15 protein-coding genes and 2 pseudogenes are annotated in these 18,058 nt (G+C 32.4%); all 17 read left to right on the forward strand.

All coding sequences use genetic code 11. The features are described 5' to 3' along the window. The first annotated feature begins 8 nt into the window (after nucleotides 1-8). The 17 genes and pseudogenes from flgK to DMR38_RS04570 all read left to right on the forward strand — a co-directional run bounded on the left by flgK (nucleotide 9) and on the right by DMR38_RS04570 (nucleotide 17,893). Nucleotides 9-1,952 (forward strand): flagellar hook-associated protein FlgK, encoded by a 1,944-nt coding sequence (gene flgK, locus DMR38_RS04485; protein ID WP_127720190.1) that lies wholly within the window; start codon nucleotides 9-11, stop codon nucleotides 1,950-1,952. Nucleotides 1,953-2,129: 177 nt separating this feature from the next. After that, entirely contained in the window at nucleotides 2,130-2,483 is a 354-nt protein-coding gene (locus DMR38_RS04490) for a four helix bundle protein (RefSeq protein ID WP_127720191.1), read from the forward strand. Nucleotides 2,484-2,521: 38 nt separating this feature from the next. Further along, the gene (locus DMR38_RS22210; RefSeq protein ID WP_243124437.1) at nucleotides 2,522-4,489 is read left to right on the forward strand and encodes a hypothetical protein; all 1,968 of its coding nucleotides are present in this window, start codon (nucleotides 2,522-2,524) and stop codon (nucleotides 4,487-4,489) included. Nucleotides 4,490-4,762: 273 nt separating this feature from the next. Beyond that, the gene (fliW, locus tag DMR38_RS04505) at nucleotides 4,763-5,194 is read left to right on the forward strand and encodes a flagellar assembly protein FliW (protein ID WP_127720192.1); all 432 of its coding nucleotides are present in this window, start codon (nucleotides 4,763-4,765) and stop codon (nucleotides 5,192-5,194) included. Continuing rightward, nucleotides 5,195-5,410 (forward strand): carbon storage regulator CsrA, encoded by a 216-nt coding sequence (gene csrA / locus DMR38_RS04510; RefSeq protein ID WP_063600793.1) that lies wholly within the window; start codon nucleotides 5,195-5,197, stop codon nucleotides 5,408-5,410. A 33-nt stretch (nucleotides 5,411-5,443) separates the two neighbouring features. Next, entirely contained in the window at nucleotides 5,444-5,806 is a 363-nt protein-coding gene (locus tag DMR38_RS04515) for a flagellar protein FlaG (RefSeq protein ID WP_127720193.1), read from the forward strand. Nucleotides 5,807-5,836: 30 nt separating this feature from the next. Then, complete coding sequence (locus DMR38_RS04520; protein ID WP_127720194.1) at nucleotides 5,837-6,139, forward strand: hypothetical protein; 303 nt, start codon at nucleotides 5,837-5,839, stop codon at nucleotides 6,137-6,139. A 179-nt stretch (nucleotides 6,140-6,318) separates the two neighbouring features. After that, nucleotides 6,319-6,705, forward strand: a complete 387-nt coding sequence (fliS, locus tag DMR38_RS04525; RefSeq protein ID WP_127720195.1) for a flagellar export chaperone FliS — start codon at nucleotides 6,319-6,321, stop codon at nucleotides 6,703-6,705. Between the two features lie 162 nt (nucleotides 6,706-6,867). Further along, nucleotides 6,868-8,733: a flagellar filament capping protein FliD gene (gene fliD / locus DMR38_RS04530; protein WP_127720196.1), complete on the forward strand. Its 1,866-nt coding sequence runs from the start codon at nucleotides 6,868-6,870 to the stop codon at nucleotides 8,731-8,733. Between the two features lie 27 nt (nucleotides 8,734-8,760). Then, nucleotides 8,761-9,099, forward strand: a complete 339-nt coding sequence (locus DMR38_RS04535) for a flagellar protein FliT (protein WP_175412917.1) — start codon at nucleotides 8,761-8,763, stop codon at nucleotides 9,097-9,099. Nucleotides 9,100-9,400: 301 nt separating this feature from the next. Beyond that, nucleotides 9,401-9,802: pseudogene (locus DMR38_RS21690) on the forward strand (flagellin protein); the annotation flags it as partial. Nucleotides 9,803-11,527: 1,725 nt separating this feature from the next. Further along, nucleotides 11,528-11,830 (forward strand): annotated as a pseudogene (locus tag DMR38_RS22115) (flagellin); the annotation flags it as partial. Nucleotides 11,831-11,960: 130 nt separating this feature from the next. Further along, the gene (locus DMR38_RS04545; protein WP_347562546.1) at nucleotides 11,961-12,329 is read left to right on the forward strand and encodes an AAA family ATPase; all 369 of its coding nucleotides are present in this window, start codon (nucleotides 11,961-11,963) and stop codon (nucleotides 12,327-12,329) included. A 336-nt stretch (nucleotides 12,330-12,665) separates the two neighbouring features. Beyond that, nucleotides 12,666-12,827 carry a carbon storage regulator gene (locus tag DMR38_RS04550; protein WP_127720200.1) on the forward strand — a complete coding sequence of 54 codons (162 nt, stop codon included), beginning with the start codon at nucleotides 12,666-12,668 and terminating at the stop codon, nucleotides 12,825-12,827. A 155-nt stretch (nucleotides 12,828-12,982) separates the two neighbouring features. Next, on the forward strand, nucleotides 12,983-13,345 hold the full coding sequence (locus DMR38_RS04555; RefSeq protein ID WP_127720201.1) for a four helix bundle protein: 363 nt from the start codon (nucleotides 12,983-12,985) through the stop codon (nucleotides 13,343-13,345). Between the two features lie 364 nt (nucleotides 13,346-13,709). Then, nucleotides 13,710-17,204: a flagellin gene (locus tag DMR38_RS22620; protein WP_347562540.1), complete on the forward strand. Its 3,495-nt coding sequence runs from the start codon at nucleotides 13,710-13,712 to the stop codon at nucleotides 17,202-17,204. 113 nt (nucleotides 17,205-17,317) lie between these two features. After that, the gene (locus DMR38_RS04570; RefSeq protein ID WP_127720202.1) at nucleotides 17,318-17,893 is read left to right on the forward strand and encodes a hypothetical protein; all 576 of its coding nucleotides are present in this window, start codon (nucleotides 17,318-17,320) and stop codon (nucleotides 17,891-17,893) included. Nucleotides 17,894-18,058: the final 165 nt, after the last annotated feature.

Consider the following 18,058-nt stretch of genomic DNA (forward strand, 5'->3'; position numbering starts at 1 on the left):
TGAATTAAATGCCTGGGTTATTTTCAATATTTAATACAGCAAAAAGTGGACTTTTTGCACAGCAAACTGCCATAAATGTAACATCCCACAACATAGCAAATGCTAATACAGATGGATATTCAAGGCAGAGGGCAGATATGGTAACCACAACACCCTATACACTGCCAAGTATGGACAGTGCAGCTGGTGCAGGACAGCTTGGTACAGGAGTAAATATAGAATCCATTGAGAGAATAAGGGATAGTTTTTTGGACTATCAAATAAGGGTAGAAAATGGAGCTAGTGGACAGTATAAAGCACGTGATAAATACTTGAGTCAGGTAGAAAATGTACTGGGAACAGATACTGGGTCAACAGGCAGTGGAATATCCTCACTTATACAGAAGTTTTTTAGTTCCTGGCAGTCACTGTCTACATCATCTCAAAACGTAAGTACAGTGAAAGAGCAGGCCTATCAACTTACTAATGAATTAAACCATACTTATTCACAAATTTCAGATATTAAAACCAATACTAATACAGAAATAAAAAATGTGGTGGTAAATGTAAATACTATATTGGGAAAGATATCTAATTTAAATCAGCAGATAAAAGATACAAAGACGTCGGGACAAAATCCAAATGATCTTTTAGACAGCAGAGATGTACTTTTAGATCAACTCAGCAGCGAATTTGGAATAAGCATTACGAATAAAGACTATGATGGAATAGATGTAACTACTTCAAATAGTGCTTCCGTTGAAAAGGATAATGGATCTGCACCTATATTAAATGGTAAACCACTTAATATAGTTCAAACAGATAATCCGGATGAAAATGTAGCTGCATTTTCCTATATAACTAGTATAACACCTCAAACTGATTCTGACGGAAATGTTACAAAAGATAGTAATGGAAATACTGTATATAAAGTAGATTATTATAAAAAAGGAGATACTCTCACAGATGCCAACAAAGTAACCATATATGTAGGGATGACATCTGATCAAGAAAAAGAAATGGATGAAAATAGGGTGCTCTGGGCAGATAAAAATGGAGTTGCCTATAAGGTTACAGGAGGGCAGGATACTTCAGGCAAAGCAGCAGTTACTGATGGAGAAAAATTAGATGGTACTTCTACAGATCCAATAAGCTTTAGTGAGCTTGCTCTTTTTAAACCTCCAACAGGTGAACTTAAAGGTTATACATCAGTACAAAAGGATATAGATGATTATCAAGATGAACTCAATAAATTTGCAAAAGGATTGGCACTTTCCGTAAATGCAATAATAAGTCAGAGCAGCACCTGGGTAAAAGACAATCCTACAGATGGCTCTGCAGAGGGTGGAATAAATAATTTCTTTGTAAATGCAGATCAAAAAGATTCATCTAAATATTCAGCAGCAGATGAAAACAATATAACAGCAGCCAATATAACAGTAAATGTGGCAATAATGAATGATCCATCTAAAATAAAAGTAGATAGTAAATATGATTCAAAGGGAAATTCCTTAAACACTAATACTGATGGAAATAGAGCTGTAGCTGTAGCACAGCTTGCCAACAGTATTATGAATATTGGAAGTATAAACACCAATAAGGATACTTATACTGGAATAATAGACACTAGAAGTGATAGAAGTGATTTATTAAAAGATATATTTACATCAGATAGTACAATAAACAATGTATATTCTGTAGGAAAAGTAAATGGAGGATCTACTTTAGATAACTATTTTAATGATCTTGTAAATAAGGTTGGTAGCCATGAACAGGAAGCTAAACAAACAGTGGATACTCAATCTGTTAAGCGTCAAAGCTATATTCAGTCTAGAGAGGCGAACTCGGGAGTATCAATTGATGAAGAAATGACAAATCTCATTCAATTTCAGCACTGTTATCAGGCAAATGCAAAGATGATATCCACAGTGGATGAACTTTTGGATGTAGTTATAAACCAACTTAAGAGATAATGTACAATTCACGATTCACGATGCACAATTAAGGATAATTTTCTGTTGTCACAGAAAATCTATGGAATTATGAAAGTTGATTAATTAGTAATATATTATGAACAATTGACGATTTTAAGAATACTTATTTTAAATTGGGATAATAATTAAGATAAATATTCTTAAAGGAGTTTAAATATGGTTTCAAATATAATTGAGGACAAATCTTTTCAGTTTTCAGTTGAAATAGTTAATTTATATAAAGAATTGTGTGAAAAAAGTAGGGAATATGTTTTATCAAAACAACTACTTAAATCAGGAACAAGCATCGGAGCAAATGTTAAGGAAGCATTAAGAGGACAATCAAAAAAAGACTTTTTATCTAAGATGAATATAGCATTAAAAGAAGCAAATGAAACAGAATATTGGATTGAATTACTGATGTATACTGGTTACATAGATAACCCAAATGCTATATTGGATAACTGTAAAGAAATATGCAAGATATTAAATTCTATAGTTAAGACCACCAAAAACAATTGTGCATTGTGAACTGTGAATTGTGAATTGAAGAAGGATGTGATTGAGTTTTGAGAATAACAAATAAAACACTATCGAACAATTTTTTAGCAGATATGCAGAGAAATCTTGAAAATTTAAGTAAAATCCAGCAGCAGGTATCTTCTACGAAGAATTTTTCAAAGCCTTCTGACGATCCAATAAATGTTGAAAGAGCTATGCAGCTTCAAAGCTCTGTGAATTATACCACTCAGTATGGTTCTAATATAAAAACTGCAAATACGTGGATGCAAACAACAGACACCACATTAGGGCAAATTGGGACTGTACTTAGTAATATAAGAAAAAATTTAGAGCAAGCAGGTGGAGTTTATAAACAAGATGAAAAAGATAAAATTAATGATGCAGTAAATCAGGAAGTACAGCAGATTGCCACATTGCTTAATACGAACTTTCAAGGTGAATATATATTTGGAGGAACTGCAGGACTTTCAAAACCAATAACTACAACTACTGATGCTAATGGAATTGTGACGTTAGAGTATGCTGATAAGGATGGAAATGCCGTAACTAATCTTCCTAATGTGGTGTCTAATGGATTTGATGTAAATAATTGGATAGGGAAAAGTATAACTTTTAATGTCAATGGAACTGATTACCAGGTTGATTTAAAGTCTTCATACCCAGGAATAGATGATGTTGTCAAGGATTTAAATAGTCAGATACAAGGGAAAACCGGACTTACAGATAAAATAAATGTAGTAAAAACCAATGACGGAAATGTGAAATTTATAGCTGTGAACAATTCAGACAATATAAAGCTGTCTACGGATATAAGTGATATGTCCAGAACTTTTTCTGGAACTTCTTCAGCACAATCGAATGGATTTACATTGAGTAACTGGACAGGGAAAAATATAGCTTTTGATGTAAATGGAACGTCTGCTACATTAACAGTAGGTTCCTCGGATACGGATATAGACAGTGTAATTAGTGATTTAAGCAGTCAGTTAAAAAGTAATTCTACAATTAATGGAAAGATAAGTATATCAAAAACTGGAGATGGCAGTATAAAATTTACTGCTGCAAATGGCAGCGATAGTATAAATATAGATCCGACTAATACTACTGTAGGTGATATGACAAATACTTTATTTGGAACAGGGGAAGTAGTTTCTAGTGGATTTAAATCTAGTAACTGGCAAGGAACAGATAAAAATATAACTTTTACTGACGGAACAAATACACCAGTAAAATTAACTCCCTCAGGTTCAACTGCAAGTGATATAGTTAGTAATCTAAATAGCCAAATACAATCATCTAGTTTAAAGGGAAAAGTTAATTTTCAAACTGATGGCACTAATATAAAAGTGATGATAAATGGTAGTGACATAAATATGACTACCAATATATCAGATATATCACCTCAGCTTTCAAACATGACTATGGAAAACATAGGTGCAGATAAAAGCATAGAAATTTCACAGGGAGTAGTGCTCACTTATAATGCAACAGCATCAGATATAATGCAGTATGGAAATGACTATAATACAACTTCAGGAGATAGTATAAATGCACTTGTGGATAGAATTCAGCATCATTTAGCAGGACAAGTGTTGCGTTATACGGATAGTAATAATAATCCAATAACTAGTACTACACCAGGTGCTGTATTAGTTACAGTAAAAAATGATGGTGGAGCTATGATAAGTAAATATGGTGTATGGACAAAAGATGCAAATAGTGAAGATGATGCAAAGAAAGAATTAATGGGTCAGGATCTTGTAGATATAGATGCAGCCTCCAAAAAGGTTCTTCAGGTTCGTTCAAAGATTGGTGCAAAAGAAAAGAGAATGGGTGACTTGAGTACTCAGAATGCAGCCTCAATAACTGACTTAAAAGAAGTACTTTCAAAAACAGAAGATATAGATATTACCCAGAAGACTATAGAATATTATACTTCTATTACGGTTTATCAGGCATGTCTCCAAACTGGTGGAAAAGTAATACAGCCTACGCTTTTAGATTATATTAGATAAAGTTAATAATTAATGCAACTTTATCTAATATAAAATTTTGAATTAATATAAAAATATTACGATCTAAATGAATTCACAATTCACAGTTCACAATGCACAATTTCGGTAGATTTTTATCCGCTGTGCTGCGAAAAATTTTAAATTTGAAGCTTATTGAAGCTTTGCTTCAATAGTGATACATTTTAGATTTTCTGAAGTCTTAACGGAAGAAAGTCATCCTTAATTGTGAATTGTGCATCGTGCATTGTGAATTAAACATAGAGGGAGATAATAATGAAATTAAACACAAAATATCATGGAGTACTAAACTATGAAAATGAAGATATACTAATGTTTAAAAAAGGCATTCCTGGTTTTGAAAACTTGAGAAAATTTATATTGCTTCCTGCAGAGGAAAATAAATTATTTTATATACTTCATTCTATTGAAGATGTTAATATAGGAATTGTGGTAGTTTCACCCTTTAATGTATTGAAAAATTATGAATTTGATTTGAATGAAATTAAGGTATGCGAGCTTAATATAAAAAGCCAGAAAGATATTATTGTAGTAAATACAGTTAACTTAAGCACTAAACTAGAAAATATAACAGTTAATTTAAAAGCTCCCATAATAATAAATAAGAATGAAAATATTGGGGAACAATTAATACTGGATAATGTAGATTATCCAATAAAATACCCACTTTTTAAGGGGGAGTTTTAATTGCTAGTTATAAGTAGAAAAAAAGGTGAGTCACTTCGTATAGGAGAAGATATAGAAATAACTATTGTAAAAATAGAAGAAGGAAGTGTTAAACTTTCTATATCTGCACCGAGAAATATAACAATACTTAGAAAAGAACTTTACAAGGAAGTAGAAGAGGAAAATAAAAATGCGGCAGCTTCAGATATGAGCGTATTAAAAAAAATAAAAAAATAGTTTTATTAAAGAATTATTAAAGAGGTGTTTGGCATGGAAGTTAAAGATGTGGGTCAAGGAAGACAGCTATCTTTAGGGTTTAATACATCTAGTGATGTTTTGCAAACTAAGCAAAATGCAGATGTAGTTAACAAAACTGTAGATAATAAATTATCAAATAGTGAAAATGTAAATGAAAAGGATGTAAAAAAAGCTGTAGATAAAATAAACAAGTTAATGGAAGATACGCCTACTCATTTGAAATATGAAGTGTATGGAAAATTTAAAGATATAATGGTAAGCATAGTAGATAATAATACTAATAAAGTAATAAAAGAAATACCACCTAAAAGTATAGTAGATATGGTAGATAAACTTTGCGAATTGGCTGGAATTTTTCTGGACAAAAAAGTTTAAGGCATTGATATTATTCTAGGGGGGATTTTAATGGAATTTAGGTTAAATAAAGTAGACCCGGAAGTTCGCCGCAGAGTAAAAGAAACTACAAGTGCAGGAAAAGTTCATAATAAATCAGGGATTTTTATAAATAAGGATTTTAAAGGTAAGGAAAAAAATAATCAGGGAGATTTTAAGTCAGAACTCACCAAATACAAACAGGGAAAAAATAAAAAACGTATTTTTGTAGAAGCAAGTAAAGTGGAAGAAGTTCAAGTAAAAGCCTTTAAAGAAGATAAGGAAAACATTTCAATAGATGATGAAAGAGGAAACATTTTAGATGTTAAGAAATAATTAATGCACAATGCACGATGCATAATTCACAATTAAGGATAGATTTTCTGTTACCACAGAAAATCTAAAAAATTAATGGTTGCACTACTTGAATTTAAGATTTTTCGAAGTATAGCGGAGAAAAATCAGCCTAAATTGTGAACTGTGAATTGTCAATTAAATAAAGGGAGGTTTATTGTATGTATGCAGGAAATGCTTATAAAACCTATAAAAGTAACAGTGTAAATTATGCCTCAAAGGAACAGCTCCTTTTGATGCTGGTAGACGGAGCATCAAAGTTTTCAAAAATAGCAAGACAGGCGATGATGGACAAGGATATAAAAAAGGCTCACGAAAATATAATAAAGACCCAGAATATATTTAATGAACTTATGATATCTTTGGATGTTTCCAAGGCAGGAAAATGGGGACAATCTCTTATGAGCGTATATGATTTTATAGTTAGAAGATTAGTAGACGCAAATATGAAAAAAGATGTAAAAATAATGGATGAGGTAATTCCATTAATAGAAGATGTTAGAAGCACATGGGAAGAAGCCTATAAGATTTCTAAAACAAGCAAGTAAAAGTTAGAAATTAGGAGTTAAGAGTGAATGAGATTTCTTTACTATGTTCATAAAAACTAATATTTAATTTTAGATTTTCTGAAGCAGAGCGAAGGAAAATTATCCATAACTATTAATTATTAACTATACACTATTAACTGGATAAAAGAGGAGGTTATAAACATGAGTGATGTAAGTTCAGTAGCATCCGGTACTACTGGTGCCGGCGGCGGTAATATGATTAGATTAACAGGTTTGGCATCAGGCCTTGATGTAGATGCATTAGTAAAAAAAATGATGGCAGGAGAACAGACAAAACTTGACCAGGCTCAGCAGACACAGCAAACTGAGCAGTGGAAGCAAGAAGCATATCAAGATATTATAAAGAACATAAAGGAGTTGCAAAGTAGTTTTTTTGATTCAGGAACTTCAGAAAAAAATATTTTATCACAATCAAATTTTGCACCATTTACTGTAAGTGCAGCAGATGGATTATCCTCAGTGGATACATCAGTGGCAACATTTACTCCAATGGTTGGAGCACAGACAGGAAAATATACGGTATCAGTTGCTCAATTAGCTAAAGGTGCAGGAGTAACTAATACATTAGCGGCAGGGACAAAACTTACTACAAAATTAACTGATATAACAGGTACAACTGCAGAGGGAGCAGAAGCAACTAGTTTAAAGAAAGTTATTACTTTAACAGTAAATACAGGTGGAAGCGATGTAAATATTACCTTAGATAATACGGAGGGAAAAGCTACAGTAGGAGATTTAGTTAATGCAATAAATAATCAAGGTATAGGCAATGTAAAAGCCAAATTTAGTGAACTTACAGGACAATTTACTTTAACTTCAGCTGGTACAGGTAAATCTTCAGATTTAACGATAAAAAGTGGGACTACAGCTTCGCTTTCTAGTATAATTGGATTTTCTACTGATGTAGTTGAAAATAAAGGAACAGGAACCACTACTAATACAGTTACAAAAGATGGTGTAACTACAACAACTACTGTAACTGCAGGAGATTGGAAAATTACTAGTGATAATGCAAGTAACTATAAGGTCACAGATGCTGCAAAAGTCGCAATTCAAAATTCACAAAATGCAGATGTAACTATTACTGTGCCGGGAGGCAGTCCTGTTACTTTAAATGATACAAATGGTAATGCAGAGACCACTAATAATTTTACTATAGATGGAATGAGCTATATGTTATCAAGTGAAGGTACTGCATCAGTAAATATTGGTTCAGATACCAGCAAGGTATATGATAAAATTAAATCATTTATTGATAAATACAATAGTATAGTAGATGATATTCAAACAAAACTTACTGAAAAGCCAAATTCTGATTATAAACCTTTGACAGATGCGCAAAAAGCTCAAATGACTACTTCACAAATCACAGCATGGGAAGCTAAAGCTAAAGTAGGTATTCTTAGAAATGATGATAATCTTGAAACCATGCTTAATGATTTGAACACAGCCTTTACTACGTCAGTAAATAATGTTGGACTTTCGTTAGGTCGTTATAGCAGTAATAATTTTGGTATAGATACATCTAAAGATTATACTACACCTGCACATATTGATATAGTTGACCCAGAACAATTAAAAACGGCTATAGCAACTAAAGGTGATCAAATATCTAAAATGTTTACCAATATATCTGCTATTCCCAATACCGTAGCAAAGGATGGTACTGTAGAATACGACAGCAGCCTTGCACAATATAAAGAAGACGGAATTTTTACTAGAATTTCAAAAATATTACAAAAAAATGTTGGGTATACAAACACGACTTTTAACAGTGCTATACTGACTTCTTTTGCAAATAAGCAATATGACTTTACTCTCACAGGAACTGGAGGAAAAAATACACTTCCAGATCAAATATATGAACAGCAGCTTAAAATAAAAGATATTAAAGCAAAAATGGCTACTAAGCAGGAAAAATATTACCAGCAATTCTCCAAATTGGAAGTCGTAATGAATCAATTAAATGCTCAGCAATCAGAATTATCTTCTATGCTTGGAAGTTGATATGAGAATTAGAATGGGGAGTAAATGATGGATTTATATTTGGAAAAAGATATGGAGAATTTAAGAAATATAACCTGTGAACTTATTAATAAACTTGAGAATGATGATTATGATGGACTTGAAAGTTTAATGGGTGAAAGACAGAAGCTGTTGGATAATTTAAAAGAATTGAACTGTACAAAAAAACAATATAATGATGCAGTCAAACAATTTAAAATAATTGATTTTCAGAATAAATTATCAAAAATGATGTTTGAAAAGAAAAAGGATTTAAGAAGAAAAATTGATGATATATCTCAAAAAAGAACTTTAACAAAAAGTTATAGTAGACATATAGGTACTACTATATTTAGTAAAAAAATATAATTAAATTATAGAAATAAATAAAAAAGCAATTAAAAAGTCAAAAAAAGTAGTAAAGTAAATAAAAATAGCAACGATAAAATAAATAGCAAAACAAAGAACAAAGTTCAGATAACAAAGAACAAATAATGTTGATTTTCAACTATCCACTATTAATTTTCAACTTAAAAAGTGTTAGTAAGCCTGAAGTTAATAGATAATTCATAATTGTGAAATGTGAATCGTGAATTGTCGATTGACGAAGGGTTTAACTATAAATAAAACGGGCAAGGACGCCCAGGTAAAATTCAAGGAGGAATTTATTATGATAATCAATCACAATTTAGCGGCAAATAATGCAATCAGAAACATGAATGTTAATTCAGGTAATGCTAGTAAGGCAATGCAAAAACTTTCTTCAGGTTTAAGAATTAATAGTGCAGCAGATGATGCAGCAGGACTAGCTATATCTGAAAAAATGAGAGGACAAATCAACGGACTTGATCAAGCTTCAGCTAATGCTCAAGATGGTATTTCAATGCTGCAAACTGCTGAAGGTGCACTAAATGAAACAACTTCAATTCTTCAAAGAATGAAACAATTAGCAACTCAATCAGCCAATGATACTAACGTAGGCGATGATAGAACTCAAATTCAGGCTGAAATGAACCAATTAACTTCAGAAATAAACAGAATAGGTAATACTACTGAATTCAATACCCAAAAGTTACTTAATGGTGGTGGAGTTGATCCTAAGTTAGCTTCTAAAGCAAGTGCATTAACTGTACCTTCACAACTTACAGGTGGAGAAGAAGGTTCGGCACAACTAACTAAGACTTTTACAATTACTAATAACTTTACAAGTGCTGATGATGGAAAAACTATAACTTTTAATCTAGGCGGAAAAGATTTAACATTTACTTTAAACAAAAATATTTCAGGTGCAAATTCAACTGCAACACAAATAGGAATTAGTGATACAGCTACTGCTACTAATTCTGCTGATGCAATAGAAAAAGCACTAGGTCTCGCAATTGCAGCAGATGCTGATTTATCAAGTAAATATCAATTAACTGTAGCTTCAAATGCTGATGTAGTTGTAAGTGCTAAAGCATTATCCTTCAGTAATGGAAAATTAACGGGTACTGATGCTGGAATTAATGGCTCTGTAACTTATAGTTCAAGTTCTGCTATGGCTAGTGCAACAGTAGCTGAAGTTGTTACAACTGCTGGAGCTGGTGCTAATGCAAGTGCTACAATAGATTTTACTGGTAAAACTGTATCAGATTTAAAAGGTACAGGATTTGTAATTGATGGTAAGAAAATAGACTTATATGATAGTACTGATGGAGCTTATAGTGGATATGCAGATTTTGCAGTTGATTTAAAGGGAGCTGGGAATGATGAAGCAATAGTGGATAAGATAGTTTCTGCTCTATATAATAGTACTGGCGCAGCAGTTGACAAGTTTGGAGTTAGTGTTGCTGCTGGGGATTCTTATCTACCAAATGAATATGTAAGCAAGACTGATGGAACAAAATTAGAAATTACTGCAAAGACTACAGGAATAGCAGGAAATGCATATACGCTTTCAGATAACTCAACTGTAGCTGTTTCAAATTTTATTGGAAGTGATAAGCTTACTAATGAAAGTGTAGTTTCAGCTAAGGGACTTAAAGATGGACAGCAAACAGTAACTATTACAAATAAAGCTGCAAGTACAAGCACTTCAAGTAGTGCAGTTAGTGGCGCAGTTGTTGCTGGAGATATAGCAGCATTAGGATTATCTATCAGTGCAAATACAAGTTTAGCTACAGGAACCTATAGATTAACAAATGTTAGTTTAGCTGCTGGTGCTGACCATGCTCAACTTCAGCAATTGGGTTCTGATGGAACAACTTGGTCAACTGTATCAGGATATTCTGATATTACAATAACAGGTGGTGCACAAACAGCAGGAGATTTATCATTTACATTAGCATCAGGTCACATTACAGCAGCTGCTGCGGGTACAGATGCTATTACATTCCAGGTAACTCAAAATCACTATGAAGCACAATTGACTGAAAAAGATGGAACAATAGGTAGTGCAGTAAATGTTGTTTCAGGTCAGCAAAATGTTAGAGTAACAGCTCAAGATGGAGTAGGTGAGGCTGTAATAAATGTAGGAGATATTTCTTCATCATTATCCACTGGAAGCAGTACAACATTTACATTTAATACAAGTGCAGCAGGTGTAAAAAATGAAACTGTTGGTGGAACATTTACAGCTAAATTCCAAATAGGTGCAAATCAGGGACAAAGCTTCCAAATGGATGTAAAGGATATGAGAGCACAAGCTCTTGGTATATCAGGAACAACTGCAGGAGCTTCCCAAGGAGTTGTTGATGGAGCTAAATTTACAACAGCTAAATCTGTATCAAATGGAACTGATAATGTAAGTGTTGAATCTTCCCTTGATATTTCCACACACGATACTGCTACTGCAGCAATTAAGGTTATAGATAACGCTATTAATGCAGTATCAACGCAAAGAGCACAACTTGGTGCTTACCAGAATAGATTAGAGCACACAATAAATAACTTAGGAACTTCATCAGAAAACTTAACTTCTGCTGAATCAAGAATAAGAGACGTTGATATGGCAAAAGAAATGTCAAACTTCTCAAAGAACAATATTTTATCTCAGGCTGCTCAAGCTATGCTTGCACAAGCTAACCAACAGCCACAGCAGGTTCTTCAGTTATTAAGATAATTTTAGATTTTTATAATAAAAGAGTCAGAGATTTTCTCTGGCTCTTTTACATTAAGGTATCTTCAAAAAATTTATATGTGCGAAAGTTGAGTTACAAAATTAATACCGAGTTTAAAAGAAATACTTAATTATTGTTTGTAATCTAACAGGAATACTCAGAGTGGCAAAGGAAAGTATTTTTTTCGGACTTAATAATATAAATGTATGTACTATATTAAGCAGTGAATATAATGAATACTTTGGTTTCACAGAAGAGGAAGTAGAGAAAACATTAAAATATTATGGCATAGAAGCTAACATGGAAGTAAATTATTTATACAGGCAGATAATACTTGAATGGTTTAAGGAAAGCATAAATAACGATAAATTTAATATAATGCTTAAAAGCCTTGTTACAGGAGATATAGAAACCTTTGAGGAAATATTTGATGATTATATAATAAAAAGTTCAAGCTTTTTTGATATAAGTGGTGATGAAAGCGAAAAAAGTGTTGGTTAAACAATAGTTAAAGATGCAGCCTTCGCAATGCGTTTTTTAAGTGAAAATTTCCCATGTGCCAAGGTTGGTTATTTAAATATAAAAATTTTTTGTTTTAAATATAAAGCTTTTTAAATTTAAAACGAATAGTTAAGTAGGTAGAAAACATAGGTAGTATAAGAAAAAAATATATTAAATGGATATAAGGTTTTTTACGAATATACCGAAAATTTAACATAAAAGTTTATAAAGAAAAAGTCAGGACGACTGGTATACCTATTATACTCTGCAGGAGGCAGATGTGAGTAGGTGTATTAGTTGTTTTTTTGATTATAACAATCCAGGGAGGGACATTAAATGTTAGTATTAGGCAGGAAGCCAGGAGAATATGTGGTAATTGGAGAAAATATAAAAGTTAAAGTTGTAAAAAGTGATAAAGGAGACTTAAGACTCGCCATAGATGCTCCTAAAGATGTAGAAATCACAAGAGGAGAAGTCTGGGAAGAACAGAATAGTTAAAAATTAATAATTAAGAGTTAAGGAAAGTTTTTCTTCACTATGTTCAGAAAATGATCTATAACTATTAATTTTTCACTATTAATTATTAATTGAATAAATCCTAACCAGTATGTCTAGAATTTTAGATATGTTTACAAAGTTAGGAGATTAAAAAGTTGAAGGATAGTTTGATTTATAATAAAGCGTTTAAATTTTCTATAAAAGTAGTTAATTTATACAAATATTTATGCAATGAAAATAAGGAGAGTATTCTTTCTAAACAGCTGTTACGTTCTGGTACAAGTATAGGTGCTAATGTTAAAGAAGGTTTGTTTGCTCAAAGTAAAAGAGATTTCCTATCAAAAATGAACATAGCACTTAAGGAATCTTCAGAAGCTATGTATTGGTTAGAACTTTTAACAGCAACTAATTACATAGATATTAATACATCAAAAACAATTTTAAGTGAATGTGAAGAGTTAAGTAAAATATTGGTATCAATAGTTAAGACAACAAGACAAAATTTAAAAAATGATTGAAATTAAAATCATCCATAACTATTAATTTTTCATTATTAATTATTAATTGATAAAAAGAACTCAGGAGGAGTCAATTATTTCCGTAATTCAGCAGGATGCTGATGAGGCGGAGATGGTTGGCTCCTTTTTTTAGTTAAAAATTAAGAATTAATAATTAAGAGTTAAGGAAAGTTTTTCTTCTCTTTGTTTAGAAAAACTAATATTTTAAAAGATTTTCTGAAGCACAGCGGAAGAAAATCATCCATAACTATTAATTCTTCACTATTAATTATTAATTAACTTGTTAGTAAGCCTTAGGGTTTAACTATAAATAAAACAAACCTAGCACAAGGAAGTGCAGGTAAAAATCAGGGAGGGAAATATTATGATAATAAATCACAATTTAATGGCAAATAATGCTATAAGAAACATGAACATCAATTCAGGTAATGCATCAAAATCAATGCAAAAACTTTCTTCAGGTTTAAGAATCAATAGTGCAGCAGATGATGCAGCTGGACTAGCTATATCTGAAAAAATGAGAGGTCAGATCAATGGATTAGATCAGGCTTCAACTAATGCGCAGGATGGTATCTCAATGATACAAACTGGTGAAGGTGCATTAAACGAAACAACTTCAATTCTTCAAAGAATGAAGCAATTGGCAACTCAATCAGCCAACGATACTAATGTAGGTGATGATAGAAGTCAAATACAGACAGAAATGAACCAATTGACTTCAGAAATTAACAGAATAGGTAACACAACAGAATTTAATACTCAGGCTTTATTAAAAGGAAATACTAAAGCAGCAGTTACTACAGCAACAAATGTAACTACAGATAAAGCAGGAATTGCTGGAGTAGTTACTGGAGCACTTTCAGACTTAGATGTTGTTAAAAAAAGTGTTGTAGCACAGAATTCTACAGCAACTGTTCAAGGATCAAGAGCAGCAGCTACAGGATCAGTATCAACTATGGAAACTACAGCATCAAGCGTTGTAGGAGTAAAATCATCAGCAACTGTTCAAGGTATAAAAATAGAGGCAGATAGTTTAGGAGATAATTTTGATAACAGAACTATAAAAATAGAACAGGGAACTACAAATAATACTGCTTCTTCAGTTAACTATAATGCAGGAAATAATACTTATACCTTTACAATTGGTAAAGATTCAGCAGGAAATTCTCTTGCTACAAATACTTCTGAAATGTACAACCAATTAAAGAGTGCTATAGATGCAAGTACAGATACTACTAATGTAAAAGGAAAATTAGTAGTAGATGAGCCAGCATCCACAAATGTAGCTATAACTGATGTTACTGCTCAATCAGTAATGTCTGGAAATAAAGCAGAAACACAAGGTACTTATGATTTTAGTATTAAGGATGCATTTGAAGAAAAAGGTGATTCAGTTACTGTTGCTGGAAAGAAATTTGTTGGAGTAATAGGAACTGCAAATGCAGCTAATGGAGAATTCAAAGTTGATAATACAGTTGGAATAACTGGTGGCGGTACTGATTTAACAGATACTAATGTAGCTGCTATGAGTACTCTAGGTACATCTAGTTTGAGTATTACTGTAGGAGACAGAGTCTTTACAATTAATGATACGAAATTAAAAACAGAAACAACTGTTGCTGGTTTGGTAACTGACTTAGGAAATCTTACAAGTAGTGATGGAACAAAATTATCAGATATTGCTAATGTTGTAGGTACAGCTGGAGTAGGTAATAAGTTATCTATTACATCTAAAAATGCAGTTTCGAAAGTAAGCATGGATGTTACTGGTGCTACTGCTGATGTTACTGCAATTGAAACAGCTTTATCATTTGATGGAACAAGTGCTTTATCAAACACTCAGGAAAATGAGCAAGCAAAGAGTTTAGCAGCTGCTATTAATGCTGATACAGATTTAGCTGCTAGATTTGGAACAGCAACAGTTGGAACTGGTCCTAATGCTTCTCAAATAACTCTTAAAGAGTTAGCTGGAAAGACTAAGGGTGTTGATTTAACTGATCCAATAGTAGCAGGTTATGGAACTGATGATAAGTTAGTTGTAACAAATGCTGGTGGACAAAACTTTAAAACTGTAGCTATAGATGCAGCAACTACTAAAGCAGCAGCAGATGCAACAGCTCAGGTAGTTGGTGCTGGTGGAGGTACTAATACATTAACTGTTAATGCTGTTGGTGCTGGAATAGCAGCTAATCAGTTTACTACTACAATATCAAGAAATACAGGTACTGGTTTATCGGTAACTTATAAAGATGGTACATTGAATATTGCTTTAGGTACAACTGCTGCTAATAATACAGATTCAAATATTCAAACAGCAATACAAAGCTTAGGCCTAAAAGATGGTATTGATTTTAACAAATTTACTGCTACAGGTGGTACTGACTGGAATACTCATAATGTTGACGCCGGTGCTTTTACTACTGCATCAGCAGGTTTTGCTGGCGGAGTAACTGCTGCTACAACAGGTACTATGGGTGTTGAAGTAGATGGTGGTAATTTGAAAATACATCTTGGAGATACTGCATATAAAAATACAGCTCAAAAAATACAAGAAGCTGTTCAAAAATTAGGAGTTGTAGGATACAAAGATGGTTCAGATTGGAAAACAATAGATTTGTCTAAGTTTACTTTTACAGCTCAAGGAAACTGGGATACAAGCACAACTGGAAATTCAATTACTAAAGGAACTAGTACTTTAGCTGGAGGCATCCAAGAAGTTAAAGGAGAATATACTGTAAATGTTGATACAGCTTTTGCTGTAGGCGATAAAGTTGTTGTAGGAGGAAAGACTCTTACAGCTGGTGATAGTTCAATTAAGCCTTTAGTAGCAGGTGAATTTGATATTGCTGGTGGTGACAAATCAGCTCAAGCTGCTAATATTGCTAATGCATTGGGTTCTGACGCTGATATACAGACAAAATATACTGTTACAGCAAATGGTAATAAGGTTACATTAACAGAAAAAGCAGCTTCAGGTACAGATATGAAAACAACTGATGTTTCAGTTAAAGCTACAGGAACTTCAGGACAGTATGAAATGAATTTTGGCGCTACACCAGCAGTAGATGGAGCTAAATTTGTCATAGATGGAACTGAAATAAATGTTTCAGGAAAACCAGCTAATGTAGGATATGCAAATGGTACAGCTATAAAAGCTGCTGCAGATGCTGCTACTCAGACAAATGAATTGGCAACTGCAATAAATACAAATGCAGCTCTTAAAGATAAATATACAGCTACTGTAGATGCTTCTACTGGAAATCTTATATTAACTCAAAAAGATACTGAAGCATCAGCTACAGCACCAGATGTAAAAACTGTTAGTTCAACAAAAGGAGATTTCTCTGCAACATTGCAGGTAGGTGCAAATACTGACCAGAGCTTGAAGATATCTATTTCAGATATGAGATCTGCTGCTCTTGGAATTAGTGGAGATGGTTCTGAAGCTAAAGTAGCAGCTAAAAATGGAAAAGTTGCAAGCTACACTACAGTTTCTGATGTAACTGATGGAACTTCTGATGTAAATACAGAGTATGCATTGGATATATCCACAAATGATGGTGGAACTACAGCAAATCAGAAAGCAACAGCAGCAATCAGTGTGCTTGATGATGCTATAAATGCAGTTTCAACTCAAAGAGCTAAACTTGGTGCTTATCAGAATAGATTAGAGCACACAATTAATAACTTGGGAACTGCTTCAGAAAACTTAACAACAGCTGAATCAAGAATTAGAGACGTTGATATGGCAAAAGAAATGTCAAATTACTCAAAGAACAATATTTTGTCACAAGCTGCTCAGGCTATGCTTGCACAAGCTAACCAACAGCCACAACAGGTTCTTCAGTTATTAAGATAATTTATAAACTTATAGAGATTTATTTAAGATCCAGAATTAGTATTCTGGATCTTTTTGAAATATATATTTAACTGACTATAAACTTATTATATGTTATACGAGGAGTGATTTAGTTGAAAGGTTTAGATTTAGGAATCTACATTATTAGTACTATTTGTGGAATATTCACCGTTAGTTCCTCATTTATAATTGCATATTATCAAAGAAAATTGCAAAAAGAAATATATAAAAATGAACAAGTATCTACAATGGTCGAAGACAAAATTAATTTGTTTGATAAGCGATATAATGTGTTTATTGATTACATTTATTTATTTCGACTTGCTCAATTATTAGGTGATGATGGAGATTTGGACATTAAGACATTTGAGGAATATACATTTAATAGTGACATGTTTTCATATATAGACATAAATCCATTAAACCATCACAATGATAATTTCTTAATATTAACTCAAAAATTAAATAGTATTGCAATGGGAGAGTTCTGCTTTCCTGAAGATATTAGTCAATTGATAGCAGATTTTAAAAATAATTTTTATGGGTACCTTGATAATTATAAAAGTAAAAGCAAATTATATAGATATTCTAAAGAGGAATATGCTGCTAAATTAAGAAATCACGTTGTTTATGTGAATGATAATAATATTATTGAAGAGATGAGGAACCTAATTAAGATAAAGGGTTAGCAATCTCAGACGAGCTCTCGCAAACACCCTAAGGATGTAGCAACCTAAGTCCCTTCGCAAGTGCCTAAGGGGTCGTGAACAAATTGTTAATAAAGAATATAGTCACAATGTGATTAGTTTTGAATAAGAATGGTTATTTTTAAGATATAACATTATAGAAGGAAA

Origin of the sequence: Clostridium sp. AWRP, from assembly GCF_004006395.2 — a bacterium.
Classification (GTDB): domain Bacteria; phylum Bacillota; class Clostridia; order Clostridiales; family Clostridiaceae; genus Clostridium_B.